This window comes from Streptomyces sp. NPDC047049, from assembly GCF_040643995.1.
GTDB classification, from domain to species: domain Bacteria; phylum Actinomycetota; class Actinomycetes; order Streptomycetales; family Streptomycetaceae; genus Streptomyces; species Streptomyces mooreae.
Map to the genome: position 1 here is coordinate 221,672 of NZ_JBEYVM010000006.1, position 12,596 is coordinate 234,267.

Consider the following 12,596-nt stretch of genomic DNA (forward strand, 5'->3'; position numbering starts at 1 on the left):
AGCATCAGTGGGCCGGTTGACGTGTCCGGCGCGAGGAGGAGCGAGGATGAACATCGAGATCCATCAGCTGCGTCACCGGGAATTGCTGCGCGAGGCCGACCACTGCCGTCTCGTCCGCGAGGCCAGGAAGACCGACCCGCCGGCGCCCGCCCGGGTTGTACGCCTACGAAACCCCGGGCCCGTGCGTCACACCGACGACGATCAGCGGCCTCACCTTCGACACCTCGCCGGCCACTCCGGCCGGAACGGGTTCCCTCCGGTCCGATCCGCGAGACCGGCCCGGCCGCCGGCCACCGGCCGGGTAATGTGCACCCGATCAAGACATCAGGGATCAGCAGCACGACACCGCACCAGGTACCCGACCGATCACGAATGGCGAGACGCACATGAGCGAGGGGACAGCACCGGCGGCCGGCGAAGCGGCCGTCGTCGCCGACGAGGCGGCCCGTGAACGGCTGAGCTATCTGCGCGGCAGCATCGACAACCTCGACGCCGCCCTGGTGCATCTGCTCGCCGAGCGCTTCAAGTGCACCCAGCAGGTCGGCGAGCTCAAGGCCCGGCACAGCCTGCCGCCCGCCGACCCGGCCCGCGAGGCCGCGCAGATCGAGCGGCTGCGCCGACTGGCCGAGGACGCCAAGCTCGATCCGGCATTCGCCGAGAAGTTCCTCAACTTCATCATCGGGGAGGTCGTCCGCCACCACCGGGCGATCGCCGACCGTACGCAGGAGGGGGCCGGGGAGCCGGCCGAGCCCGCGGCCGGCTGAGCCCGTACGCACGAAACCGACGAGGGTGGGCGGTGCCGTGAGGCCACCGCCCACCCTCCTCGCATACACCGGGCCGGTCTCGCACCGCCCCAGCGAACGGTGGCCGGAACTGTGCGCCCACCACGCCGTGTTGGGCAGGCCGCCCGCCGCGCCCGCGGCCCGTGGGGGCCCCTGCCGCCGGCCAGGGCCACGCGGTCGCCTCACCCCGCTGGCCGCGTCGCCCGCGCCGAGTGACACTCGCCATACCTGACGCCGGACCGTCCCGCGGTGCCACCCTGCCCACTACCGTCCAGTAACACGGTTCCTCCGGGAGCCGCCCGAGCGCCATGACCCTGCCCCTCCGGCCGTGCACCGAGAGCGGAGACATCCGATGGCCCCCAGCACCGAATCCACCTCGAACCCGCAGCACAACGAGCACCCCGCGCCCGCCCCGACGCTGCTCCTCAAGCCCGGAACGTCCTGGCAGGACGCCTGGCAGCGCAGCCTGGCCGCCGCCCCCGAAGCCTTCCGCGACGACCAGGCCCTCAACCTCTGGGCCGCCGCCTGGCACCCGGACGGTGACCCGCTGCCCGCCACCAGCCCCATCGACAACACCCCCATCGCCGGCCCGCCCCGCCTCGATGCGGACGCCGCGCTGCACGCCGTACGCGCCTGCCTCGACCAGCACCGGGCCTGGCGCCACGTCCCGTTGACCGAACGCAAGGCCCGGATCTCCGCCACCCTCGACGCGCTGACCGAGCACCGCGAACTGCTCGCGCTGCTGCTCGTCTGGGAGATCGGCAAGCCCTGGAAGCTCGCGCAGGCGGATGTCGACCGCGCCATCGACGGCGTCCGCTGGTACGTCGGTGAGATCGAGCGAATGCTCGCCGACCGCACGCCGCTGCCCGGCCCGGTCAGCAACATCGCCAGCTGGAACTACCCGATGTCGGTGCTGATCCACGCGATGCTCGTCCAGGCGCTGGCCGGCAATGCGGTGATCGCCAAGACCCCCACCGACGGCGGGCTGGTCTGCCTCACCCTCGCCTGCGCCCTGGCCGCCCGCGAGGGGATCCCGGTCACCCTCGTCAGCGGCAGCGGCAAGGAACTCTCGCCCGCCCTCGTCCGCTCGCCGGAGATCGGCTGTGTCTCCTTCGTCGGCGGCCGGGACACCGGTGCCCGCGTCGCCACCGCCGTCGCCGACCTGGGCAAACGCCATATCCTCGAACAGGAGGGCCTGAACACCTGGGGCATCTGGAACTACACCGACTGGCAGTCCCTGACCCCCTTGGTGCGCAAGACCTTCGACTACGCCAAACAGCGCTGCACCGCCTACCCCCGCTTCGTCGTCCAGCGCGAGGCCTTCGCCGACTTCCTCGCCGCGTACCTCCCGGCCGTACGCAGCGTCCACTTCGGCCACCCGCTGGCCGTCGCCGACCCCGCCGACCCCCTTCCCGAGCTCGACTTCGGCCCGCTGATCAACGCCGCCAAGGCCAAGGAGCTCGCCGACCTCACCACCGAGGCGATCTCCCGGGGCGCCGTTCCCCTGCACCGCGGCAGCCTCGCCGACGGTCACTTCCTCCCCTCCCAGGACACCTCGGCGTACCTTCCGCCCACCACCCTCCTGGCCCCGCCCTCCTCCTCCCCGCTCCACCACGCCGAGCCCTTCGGCCCCGTCGACACCCTCGTACTCGTCGACACCGAGGCCGAACTCCTCGCCGCCATGAACGCCAGCAACGGCGCCCTGGTCGCCAGCCTGTCCTGCGACGACAAGGACACCTACGACCGTCTCGCCCCACAGATCCGGGCATTCAAGGTCGGCCACGGCAAGCCCCGGTCCCGCGGCGACCGCGACGAGCTCTTCGGCGGCTTCGGCAACTCCTGGAGCGGCGCCTTCGTCGGCGGCGAACTCCTGGTCCGCGCAGTGACCGAGGGCCCCGCGTCCGAGCGGCTGCCGGGCAATTTCCCCGACTACCACCTGATGCCGTAGCTGCAGGGCTGCAGGGCTTATCGGTCCCATCGGACGAACTGCCGGTCCGCGGCCGTCGGCACCGCACGCTCCACTGCCTGCAACAGGGAGCGTGCGGTGCCGCAGCAGCGGCGCCGGCGTGAACCAGACGTGTCCCGCAGCTGCTCCCGCAGCGGCGAGAGCACCCGTGGCCTGCGGGGCCACCGATATGCGCGGCATGTCCCTCATTACCCATAAATCGGGGTTATGTGTCGGGCGGATACGCAGGTGAAAGGCACTCCGAAACCTTGGTATTGTTGTCCATGTCGCCGCGGGGAACGCCCCGCGAAGATCACACCTAGTCCGGGTGGCGGAATGGCAGACGCGCTAGCTTGAGGTGCTAGTGCCCTTTATCGGGCGTGGGGGTTCAAGTCCCCCCTCGGACACCAGTAGAGACCCCAGTTGATCTGGGGTTTTTCTGTTTCTCGGGCTGTGGCGTGACCAACCACGTGACCAACAGCCTGGAGACTTCCCAGGTGGGCCTTGACCCCTGATCCTGGACACCGGCCGCGGGGACGCCGGGCGGAGGTGCAGACCGAGCCACCGACGCCGTTGGAGGCGGAGAACGCGGCCCTGCGCAAGAAGGTCCGCGATCTGGAGGAGGAACGCGAGATCCTGCGCAAGGCGGCGAAGTATTTCGCCGGGGAGACGCGCTGGTGAACCGCTTCCAGTTCGTCGCCGACCACCACCGCTGCTACGGCGTGAAGCGGCTGTGCACCACCCGGGGCATCGCCCGCTCCAGCTTCTGCTACTGGCGTCGGACGGCCGCGGACCGGGCCGTCCGCCAGGCGACCGACCTCCGCCTGGCCGCCCGGATAAGTGCCGTGCACTCGGCGACATTACCTATCTTCCGCTGGACAGCGGGAAGTTCCTGTATGTGGCCACCGTCATCGACCTCGCCTCACGCCGCCTGGCCGGCTGGGCGATCGCGGACCACATGCGCACCGACCTGGTCACCGACGCCCTGGCCGCCGCCGAACGGACCCGCGGCAGCCTCGCCGGGGCGGTCATGCACACCGACCTGGGGACCCAGTACACCAGCCGGGCCTTCGCCGAAGCCTGCCGCAAGGCCGGTGTCCGCGAACGCGAGGCCCGCCTCGACGCGTTCCGCTGGCTCAACCGCTACAACACCCGACGCCGTCACTCCCGCCTCGGACAACGCAGCCCGATCGCCTACGAGTCAGCGTCCAAAACGACATCAACTACGCTGACACCCGCCGCATAACCCGTGTCCAGGATTCAGGGTCAAGGCCCGTCCGCAGCCAGGAACTTTTGTGGGACAGCTCTTAGTTTTTGCTTCCGCTGACTCCTGAACTCGCCGGTGCGGTCGGGCAGGCCTGCCATAAAACGCCACTAAAGCCTCTCTGAAGTAGCGACGGGAGAAGGCGGGTTCCGGTTCGGGAGGCAGCGAATTAATTTGCTTTAATTTTGGTTACCGGCCGGTATTTGATCGTGCGCCCGCCTGCCTTCCAGGTGCTGACCTATGAAGCATCGAGTAGCGGTAACCGGCAGTTACGGGTGAGGGGATACATGTCCGTATATGGGAGATTTTAGCGTGCTTGATGTAAGCGCATTATATCTGAGCCTCTTTGTGCTCATGTGAACGTGATGCGGGCAATAGGCTTGACGTCCCCCGAGGCTTCGCTCATCATATTCAGGAATTCGCCTTCGGTGTAATGCGGCGGTAAATGGGAAGGGTTTCGGGAGTCGAATGATCGGGGGGTAAATGAGATTTCGGATTCTTGGCCCATTAGAGGTGGCAACGGACCGTGATGAGGGAGTAACGCCACAGGCGCTCAAGCTACGGTCGCTCCTGGCCGCTCTGTGTGTTCATGCTGACCGGGTCGTACCCACGCAGCGTCTCATCAGCGCTCTCTGGGCGGGGGCGCCTCCGCGTACGGCTTCCACCGCCCTCCAGGTATACATTTCGAAACTGCGGAGACACTTCGGAAACCTGGGCGCCGGTTCCTCGATAATCGTCACCCAGTCGCCAGGGTATGTACTCCGGCTCAAGCATCATTCGCTGGACTTGAGGCATTTTGATTCCATGGTCCTTCAGGCGCGTGAGGCTCTGAGTGCCGGCCTTCCGCGTGAAGCAGCGCAGCTGCTCTCCGAGGCGACCCAGCTGTGGAACGGCCCGGCGCTCGCGGACGTCAGGGCCACTCCCACCCTTAACGGTTATGCGCGGCAATTAGAAGAGAGGCGCAACGCCACGTACGAGCGGCGTCTGGAGCTGGAACTCGGACTCGGTCGGCACAGCGAACTGATTGGCGAGTTATACGGACTCGTGCACGATCACCCGATGTGGGAGAATCTTCACGCTTACCTTATGATCGCTCTTTATCGAAGTGGGCGGATTCGAGAATGCCTGAAGACTTACAGCAACATCAGAGAGGCTCTCGTCGAGGAAATAGGAGTGGAACCGTGTGCCCTGCTGCGGAACCTGCACCGTGCAGTCCTCAGCAGAGAAGCCCGGCTCGACGACCTCGGCCAAGGCCTGCTGATCTCCTCCCCGTCCTGATTCCGTCGGCCGGTCGGCGGATGCGCGCCGATCGGGCCGTGCTTCGGCACGCTATGAGGTAATCGCTGCCTACGGATCGCTGCCTGCGGTCGGTCGGGGCTGCGAGCGGTGTCCGCACCGCTGCTCCGGTGGAGACGGAGCCGTCAGGCAACCGGCGCGGGGCTTCGCCCCTGGCCTGGGCGTTGATCGCCAGAGAGGCGGAGGGGCGAGCGGCCCGCAGCTACGCCGTCAGTTCGAGACGGGGCAATCCGCATACGGCCGTCTGAACACGGGGGGCTGTGTTGACCCGGGCGGTTGAGCCGGCTCGCCTCTCACCTCCGATCCGGGAGCGGATTCAGCAGACACCCGTCGGGCGGGTTCAGCCGCCCGTGGTGCGGCGACGCAGGAAGTTCAGCACGGTGGCCTTGAAGACGGGTCTGCCCGCCGGGTCGAGCAGCTCGGCGAGCGAGCGGACGAGCCCGCGATCGGGCTTGGAGTTCGAGGCCTTGGCCTCCAGCACGGTGACGCGAAGGGTCAACACGTCGCCCGGGCGGACGGGGCGCAGCCAGCGCAGCTCGTCCGCGCCGGGGCCACCCAGGCTCGCCACGCTGGACAGGTAGTGCCGGGCGAACAGCCGCATCATCAGCGCCGCGGTCTGCCAACCGCTCGCGATCAGGCCGCCGAACGGCCCGTCGGCCGCGGCGACCGGATCGACGTGGAAGAACTGCGGGTCGTATTCCTTGGCGAACTCGACGATTTGCCTCTCGTCGACGGTCGCGGTGCCGAACACATAGGTCGAACCCGGCACGTAGTCTTCGAAGTAGCGCTGGTCGATCGGGGTGGTCAACAACTGCTCATCGGTGGCCTGAACCATACCGCTGTGATTCCTTCCCTGCGTCGACTCTGAACGCCGGCAGTCTAGGTGTTTTCCCCAGAAGTTGTGTCGACCACTGGGCCGTTTCAGTTCGGGCACTGGTCGGGTGATGCGGCCGAGGTGAAATCCTGCGCGATCACTCCCGGCCGGCGCCGGACGGGACGGCAAGGGTGCCACCGGCGCCGAGGCAGCCAGGACCGAGACTCCCGTAAGTCGACAGGGTGTCCGGAAGCTCCGTCTATCCGGTGTGCGTCGATTTCCGTTCCGCGGGGAGGAAATCCGTGTCCGCGGCCGGGGAGGACGGGATATCGATCGGCCGGGTAAGTGACAACAACGGTCCGGTCATCGCCGTGGTGACGACCGCCATCACCACCATGAGCGAATACAGTTCGCCGTCGAGCAGGCCGAGCTGGCGGCCGGTGGTGAGAATGATCAGTTCGGTCAGCCCGCGGGTGTTCATCAGGGCGCCCATGCCCCACGCCTGCCGGTTTCTCAGCCCGGCGAGACGGGCGCCGAGGAATCCGCCGCCGATCTTGCCGCTGACGGCGACCACCAGGATCAACGCGAGTACGCCGGCCCCGTTCCCGTCAATGCTGGAGAGATCCACCTGCAACCCGGCGACGACGAAGTAGACCGGAAGCAGCAGGCCGCCCATCCGCTTGGCGAAGTGGGCGATTTCGGCGCAGCCTTCGGGGTCGTCGCGCGGCAGCAGGAGACCGAAGACGAACGCGCCGAAGATGAAGTGCTGGCCGAGGAGTTCGGTGATCCCGCCTGAGGCCAGCGCGCCGACGAAGACCACAGCGAACCGGTCCCGGTGCGGCTGCCGCGCATCCCACAGCAGGCGGCGCAGCAGGGGGCGGGCCGCGAGCAGCACGGCCGCGTACGGGGCGAGGAGCAGCAGCCGCCACGGGCTCGCCCCGGAGGGGTTGACCACGGTGACGACGAGGATCAGCAGTGACCAGGCGACCACATCGGCGATCGACGCCGCCGCCAGCGCGAGCGTGCCCAGCCTGGTGTGCTGCATCGCGTGGTCGGTCAGGATCCGGGCCAGCACCGGGAACGCGGTGACCGATAGTGCCACGGCGAGGAACAGGACGAACCCCATGGGCTCGCGCGGGTGGTATCGCCCGGCGAGTAGTAGGCCGAGGCCACCGCCGAGCAGCAGTGGCAGCGCCGTGGCCGTCAACGCGACGCTCACCGCCGCCCGCATGCCGCCGGTGCGGCCGTGGTCGACCTCGAGCCCTATGGCGAACATGAACAGCGCGACACCGATGCCGGCCAGTGCGCCCAGCGCGGGCCGCACCTCCGTCGGGATCAGCGTCCTTGCGAGCTCGCCGTGCAGCATTGTGGGACCGAGCAGGATGCCGGCGACGATCTCGCCGACCACCGCGGGCTGGGCGAGCCGCACGGCAAGCGCGCCGCACAGCCGGGCCAGCACCACGATCAGGACCACGTCGGCGAACAGCAAGGCGGCTGCGCTCATCGATCCCTCCTCACCTCGTCGGAGAACTCGGTGAACAACACGTTGACCTCGCTGGGACGTGCGAGGAACCGAGGTGTCCGCAGCCCCGCAGCTCCGTAGTTGGCGCGGATGATGGCGCGGGCGGCCGCGGCGCCCTCGGCGGGCGGCATGATGACGTCCCGGCGCTCACCGCCCGTACCGTGACGCCGTAGGACAGGGTGAGTCCGGCCGGCTCTCCTTCTGTCGCGAAGCCGCCGTCCCGTGTCCCGCCGGGGGTCAGCGCTCTTCGCGGCCGATGCCGAGCGGCTTGGTTACCAGGTAGAGGCCCGACGCGGCGTCGTGGAGGTCGCTCGGGTCGATACGCAGCGGCGCGAGGTTCGAGGGGCCTGCCTCGTCCGCATCCACCCGCCGCTGTGCCCGCTCCGCCTCCTCGATCAGCTCGGTCATGGCCCCGGTACCGTCGGTGCCCCCCGCGTCGCGCAAGTCGCTCAGGCCGGCCACGATCTCGACGAAGGCGGCGTTCGACCGGTCGCCGGTGAGCCGTTCCTTCTCCCGCACCATGCGTTGGGCCAGCCAGAAGTAGCTGTCTTTGCCCTCGTACTGCTCATAGACACCGGAAACCAGCACCAGCAGCCGCGCGTAGGCGTTGCGGTACAGCGTTTCGTAGAACGCCGTGGCCTCGGTCTCGGTGACCTCGCCGCGGAGGGTGGCAAGGATCGACGCCGAAGCGAGCATGGCGCTGTAGAGCGCGAGGTGCACGCCGGTGGACAGCAGCGGGTCTAGGAAGCAGGCGGCGTCGCCCACCTCGAAGAACCCCGGGCCGCAGAACCGGTCGGCGACGTAGGAGAAGTCCTGTTCGACCCGTACGGGCTCGGTGAACTCCGCTCCGGCCATCAAGTCGCGGACGGTCGGGGACTCGTCTACGACGCTCAGCAGCATCTCGCGCGAAGTCCCGTACTTCGGGCGTTTCTCGAGGAAGCTCTTCTGGTGCGTGACGAATCCGACGCTGTGCACACCGCCGCGCAGTGGGATCACCCAGTACCAGCCCTCGGGGTGCGAGATGACGTCGATCCCGCCGGCCGGGGTGTTCGGCAGAGTCTTGCCGCCCTTCCAGTAGCCCCAGATCGCCACATTGCGGAAGATCTCGTGCGGACTCCGGTTCCGGAAGTGCTGAGCCGAGAGCACTCCGGCCCGCCCGGACGCGTCGATGACGTAGTCGCACTGGGTCCGGACGATCCGTCCCCCCTGCGCGGGGTCGGTCCATTCCACGGCGCACGCGCGGGCACCGTCGAAGACCACGCGCTTGACGGTGGCGCCTTCGCGCACATCGGCGCCTTGCCCGGCCGCATGGTCCAGCAGAATCTTGTCGAAGTGGTCTCGCTCCACCTGCCACGAGGAGACGTTGGTGCCGAACAGTTCCGACCAGTCGATGGTCCAGTCCTCCTCGGCGCCCCAGCGCAACAGAGCGCCGCGCTTGGCCGGGTAGCCCTGCGCGTCGATCTTGTCCACGACACCGGACAGCCCGAGCACGACCCGGCAGGACGAGGCGAGCGATTCACCGATGTGGTAGCGCGGGAACCGTTCGCGCTCCAGGAGCAGTACGTCGACTCCGTTGCGGGCGAGCAGTGCCGCCGCAGTCGAGCCGCCGGGGCCGCCCCCGATCACCAGCACCTTCTTGGTCATATGACTCCCTTCGCCGTGAGTGGTGTTCCGGACACCGGCGCGCACCGGGTTACCGATAATTCGGTCCTCCCGGCGGAATGCGGAATGGGCTCGCGAATTCACCGAGCTCGTCGCCAGCCGACCATATTGACGACCATTCCGGGATGTCAAGGCGGAATTGATTTACTGTTGCGCCAGGACCGCTTAATGGTCGTTAAAGCGACTCTTTAGCGGTCCCTGATAACGTCCACGGACTATCCGCTGACGCATGTTGGTGTAATTTCCGCTCGGTTGCTTTGGGGGGTTCATGTCCAGCGTCGACGAACATTCCGGCTGCGCCTTCGTGACCGGCGTTTCGCGGGGTATCGGCCGCGCTGTCGCCCTGCGGCTGGCCCGGGAGGGCCATGACGTCGCCGGGTGCTTCCGATCGGGTGCCGAGGAGGCGGCGGCGGTGGCGGACGAGGTCGAGAAGCTGGGTCGGCGCGCTCTGTTCGCCGCTTGCGACGTCGGCGACCGCGAAGCGGTCGAGGAGCTGGTGGCGCGGGTGGAAGACGACGTGGGGCCCATCACGGCGCTGGTGCCCAACGCTGGGATCACCCGCAACAGCCCGGCTGCGTTCATGCCGCCCCAGGCCTGGCAGGACGTCATGGACGTGAACCTGAACGGGGTGTGGCACGTCTGCCAGCCGGTGCTGTTCCGGATGATGCGCCGCCGGCGTGGTGCCATCGTCACGATCTCCTCGATCGTCGGCATTCGCGGGTTCGTCACGATGGCCAATTATGCGGCGGGTAAGGCCGGACTTATCGGACTGAGCAAGGCGCTGGCGAAGGAGGCCGCGCCCCACGGAATCCGGGTCAACGTCGTCGCGCCGGGGATAACGGAAACCGCGTTGCTGGCGGACATTCCGGAGAAGGCGCGGCCCAAGGCGCTGGAGAATATCCCGCTCGGCCGTTTCGCCAAGGCGGAGGAGATCGCCGACGCCGTCATGTTCCTGCTGTCGGACCGGGCGTCCTACGTGACCGGGCAGGTGCTTCAGGTGGACGGTGGCGCCGCGATGTAGCTGCGCTGCCCCGGCGAGACGGGAGTGACATGGCTATCGGCATTTTAGGCCTCGACTCGTACCTGCCCGACCGGGTGGTGACGAACGCCGAGGTCGCGGACTGGGCGGGCACGACCGAGGAGTGGATCAAGGCCACGACCGGCGTCGAGGAGCGCCGCTATGCGGCGGCGGAGGAGGCGACGTCCGATCTGGCCGTCGCCGCCGCGCTGAAGGTGCTCGACGAGGAGACGCGGGGGAACCTGGCCGCGATCGTGCTGGCGACTTCCACCCCGGACCAGCCGCAGCCCGCGACGGCCGCGCTCGTGCAGCGGAAGTTGGGCCTGCCGGGCGTGCCCGCGTTCGACCTGAACGCGGTGTGCTCGGGATTCCTCTACGCGCTGACCGTGGCCGAAGCGGTGCTCGCCCGCTGGTCGCCCGAGGCGCGTGCGTTGGTGATCGGCGCCGACAAGTACTCAACGATCATGAACCGGGCCGACCGGCGCACGGTGAGCCTGTTCGGCGACGCCGCCGGGACGGTCGTGCTGGGCCGGGTCCCCGACGGGTTCGGCATCCAAGCCGCGCACCTGGTCACCGACGGGCAGTACAGCGAGATGATCGAGGTACGGGCGGGCGGGACAAGGATGCCGGACGGGACGCCGGAGGAACGGCTGTTCCGGATGAACGGGTTCACCGTCCGGGAGTACGTGCTGAACGCGCTGCCCAAGGCCGTGCGCCAGGTGCTCGACGAGACCGGAACGGCACTCGGCGAGATCGACCGGTTCGTGCTGCACCAGGCGAATCCGTACCTGGTCGAGAGCTGCGCGGCGGAACTGGGTGTGCCGCTGGAGAAGTTCCCGCTCACCTGTGTGGAGCTGGGCAACACCGCGGTCGCATCGGTGCCGGTGACGCTTGCCGCGGCACACCGGCAGCGGCCGCTGCGCCGCGGCGAGCGGATCCTGCTGGCCAGCGTGGGAGGCGGGCTGAGCACCGGCGTCGTCCTGCTCACGTGGTACTGAAAAAAATCCCTTTGATGCGAGGAGGAGCTGAACACCATGGCAACGAACGCGGGCTGGCACGAAGTGGAGCAGTGGGTACTGGACCAGCAGGACGCCCGGGACCGCCGGGACTCACTCGAAGCGGACCTCGACCTCTTCGACACCGGAATCCTCACGTCCCTGCAGGCGATAGAGCTGCTGGTGGTGATCGAGCGGGCCGGCGGCGAGAAGGTGGACCGGATGTCGATCGAGCCGGACGATTTCCGGACGCTGCAGGCGATGCGGCAGAGGTTCTTCCCCGACCGGACACACCAGGCTTCCTGAACTCGTGGACAGCTATGTGCTGCACGCGGAGCGGCCCGGTGACATGGACAGCCTGGCCGCCCGCCACCGGCCCCGGCGCGCGCCGGGGCCGGGTGAGGTCGAGATCGAGGTGCGGGCGGCCGGGGTGAACTTCGCCGACGTGCTGGTCGTACTCGGTATGGGGACGGTGTTCGGCGAGAGCGACGCGCACGAGCTCGGCCTGGACGGGGTGGGCACGGTGGTCCGGGTCGGGTCCGGTGCGCCTGGGGCGCACGTCGGTGACCGGGTGCTCTTCTTCCACGAGGGTGCGTTCGCGTCGCATGTGACGGTGCCGGCCGAGCTCGTGGTGGCCGCGCCGGCCGCGCTGTCCGACGCCGAGGCGGCCACCCTGCCCGTGGCCTACCTGACCGCCTGGTATGCGCTCGTCCGGTTGGCCGGGCTCGGTGCCGGGGAGACAGCGCTGATCCAGTCGGCGGCGGGCGGCGTCGGGCTCGCAGCGATGAACGTGGCGCGCTTGCACGGGGCCAGGGTGCTGGCGACGAGCGGGACCGAGCGGAAGCGGCAGTACCTGCGGGAGCTCGGCGTCGAGCATGTGCTGGACTCGAGGTCGGTCGCGTTTGCCGACGGGGTGCGGGAGATCAGCCCGGACGGCGTCGACGTGGTGCTCAACTCGCTGGCCGGCAAGGCGCAGCAGGCCGGGCTCGGCCTGCTGCGCCTGCACGGCCGGTTCGTCGAGATCGGCAAGCGGGACATCTACGGCGGCGGCACGGTCGAGCTGGCACCCTTCCGGCACAACATCAGCATGCACAGCGTCGATCTGCTGCTGTTGTCGCGGGTGGACCGGCCGCTGGTACAGGCGCTGTTGGCCGAGCTGTCGCCGTTGTGGGCGGACGGGCGCCTCGAACCGTTGGCGCACGAGGTGTATCCGATGCGGGAGGCGCCGACCGCGATCCGGACGCTGACGACCGGGCGGCACGTGGGCAAGGTGATCCTCACCGTGGACGGGCTGTGAA

At 68.5% G+C, this 12,596-nt stretch carries 11 protein-coding genes, 1 tRNA gene and 1 pseudogene; 9 read left to right on the top strand and 4 right to left on the bottom strand.

Annotated elements, in window-relative coordinates; all coding sequences use genetic code 11:
- Positions 1 to 386: 386 nt before the first annotated feature.
- From ABZ851_RS17385 to ABZ851_RS17405, 5 genes and pseudogenes are all read left to right on the top strand, one after another.
- Positions 387 to 764, top strand: a complete 378-nt coding sequence (locus tag ABZ851_RS17385) for a chorismate mutase (protein WP_336047914.1) — start codon at positions 387 to 389, stop codon at positions 762 to 764.
- A gap of 370 nt (positions 765 to 1,134) precedes the next feature.
- Positions 1,135 to 2,730: an aldehyde dehydrogenase family protein gene (locus ABZ851_RS17390; RefSeq protein WP_361127907.1), complete on the top strand. Its 1,596-nt coding sequence runs from the start codon at positions 1,135 to 1,137 to the stop codon at positions 2,728 to 2,730.
- Between the two features lie 319 nt (positions 2,731 to 3,049).
- A tRNA-Leu gene (locus tag ABZ851_RS17395) sits at positions 3,050 to 3,137 on the top strand.
- Between the two features lie 163 nt (positions 3,138 to 3,300).
- Positions 3,301 to 3,973 (top strand): annotated as a pseudogene (locus ABZ851_RS17400) (DDE-type integrase/transposase/recombinase); the annotation flags it as partial.
- A 501-nt stretch (positions 3,974 to 4,474) separates the two neighbouring features.
- Positions 4,475 to 5,269: an AfsR/SARP family transcriptional regulator gene (locus ABZ851_RS17405; protein ID WP_361127910.1), complete on the top strand. Its 795-nt coding sequence runs from the start codon at positions 4,475 to 4,477 to the stop codon at positions 5,267 to 5,269.
- Between the two features lie 358 nt (positions 5,270 to 5,627).
- Here ABZ851_RS17405 and ABZ851_RS17410 read toward each other — a convergent pair whose 3' ends face one another.
- The 4 genes from ABZ851_RS17410 to ABZ851_RS17425 all read right to left on the bottom strand — a co-directional run bounded on the left by ABZ851_RS17410 (position 5,628) and on the right by ABZ851_RS17425 (position 9,267).
- Entirely contained in the window at positions 5,628 to 6,122 is a 495-nt protein-coding gene (locus ABZ851_RS17410; RefSeq protein ID WP_361127913.1) for a MaoC family dehydratase, read from the bottom strand.
- Between the two features lie 238 nt (positions 6,123 to 6,360).
- On the bottom strand, positions 6,361 to 7,605 hold the full coding sequence (locus ABZ851_RS17415; protein ID WP_361127916.1) for a cation:proton antiporter: 1,245 nt from the start codon (positions 7,603 to 7,605) through the stop codon (positions 6,361 to 6,363).
- Positions 7,602 to 7,754 carry a hypothetical protein gene (locus ABZ851_RS17420; protein WP_361127919.1) on the bottom strand — a complete coding sequence of 51 codons (153 nt, stop codon included), beginning with the start codon at positions 7,752 to 7,754 and terminating at the stop codon, positions 7,602 to 7,604. The genes ABZ851_RS17415 and ABZ851_RS17420 overlap by 4 nt, the downstream gene beginning before the upstream one ends.
- A gap of 106 nt (positions 7,755 to 7,860) precedes the next feature.
- Complete coding sequence (locus tag ABZ851_RS17425) at positions 7,861 to 9,267, bottom strand: NAD(P)/FAD-dependent oxidoreductase (RefSeq protein WP_361127922.1); 1,407 nt, start codon at positions 9,265 to 9,267, stop codon at positions 7,861 to 7,863.
- Between the two features lie 286 nt (positions 9,268 to 9,553).
- On the opposite strand from ABZ851_RS17425, the gene fabG reads away from it, so the two are divergent.
- Genes fabG through ABZ851_RS17445 form a run of 4 tightly spaced genes read left to right on the top strand, consistent with a single transcriptional unit; the run spans position 9,554 to position 12,595 of the window.
- The gene (fabG, locus tag ABZ851_RS17430) at positions 9,554 to 10,306 is read left to right on the top strand and encodes a 3-oxoacyl-ACP reductase FabG (RefSeq protein ID WP_361127925.1); all 753 of its coding nucleotides are present in this window, start codon (positions 9,554 to 9,556) and stop codon (positions 10,304 to 10,306) included.
- 29 nt (positions 10,307 to 10,335) lie between these two features.
- A complete protein-coding gene (locus ABZ851_RS17435) occupies positions 10,336 to 11,301 on the top strand; it encodes a ketoacyl-ACP synthase III (RefSeq protein ID WP_361127928.1) in 966 nt (321 codons plus the stop codon).
- 36 nt (positions 11,302 to 11,337) lie between these two features.
- Positions 11,338 to 11,604, top strand: a complete 267-nt coding sequence (locus ABZ851_RS17440; RefSeq protein ID WP_361127931.1) for a phosphopantetheine-binding protein — start codon at positions 11,338 to 11,340, stop codon at positions 11,602 to 11,604.
- Between the two features lie 4 nt (positions 11,605 to 11,608).
- Positions 11,609 to 12,595, top strand: a complete 987-nt coding sequence (locus ABZ851_RS17445; protein ID WP_361127934.1) for a zinc-binding dehydrogenase — start codon at positions 11,609 to 11,611, stop codon at positions 12,593 to 12,595.
- Position 12,596 lies beyond the last annotated feature (1 nt).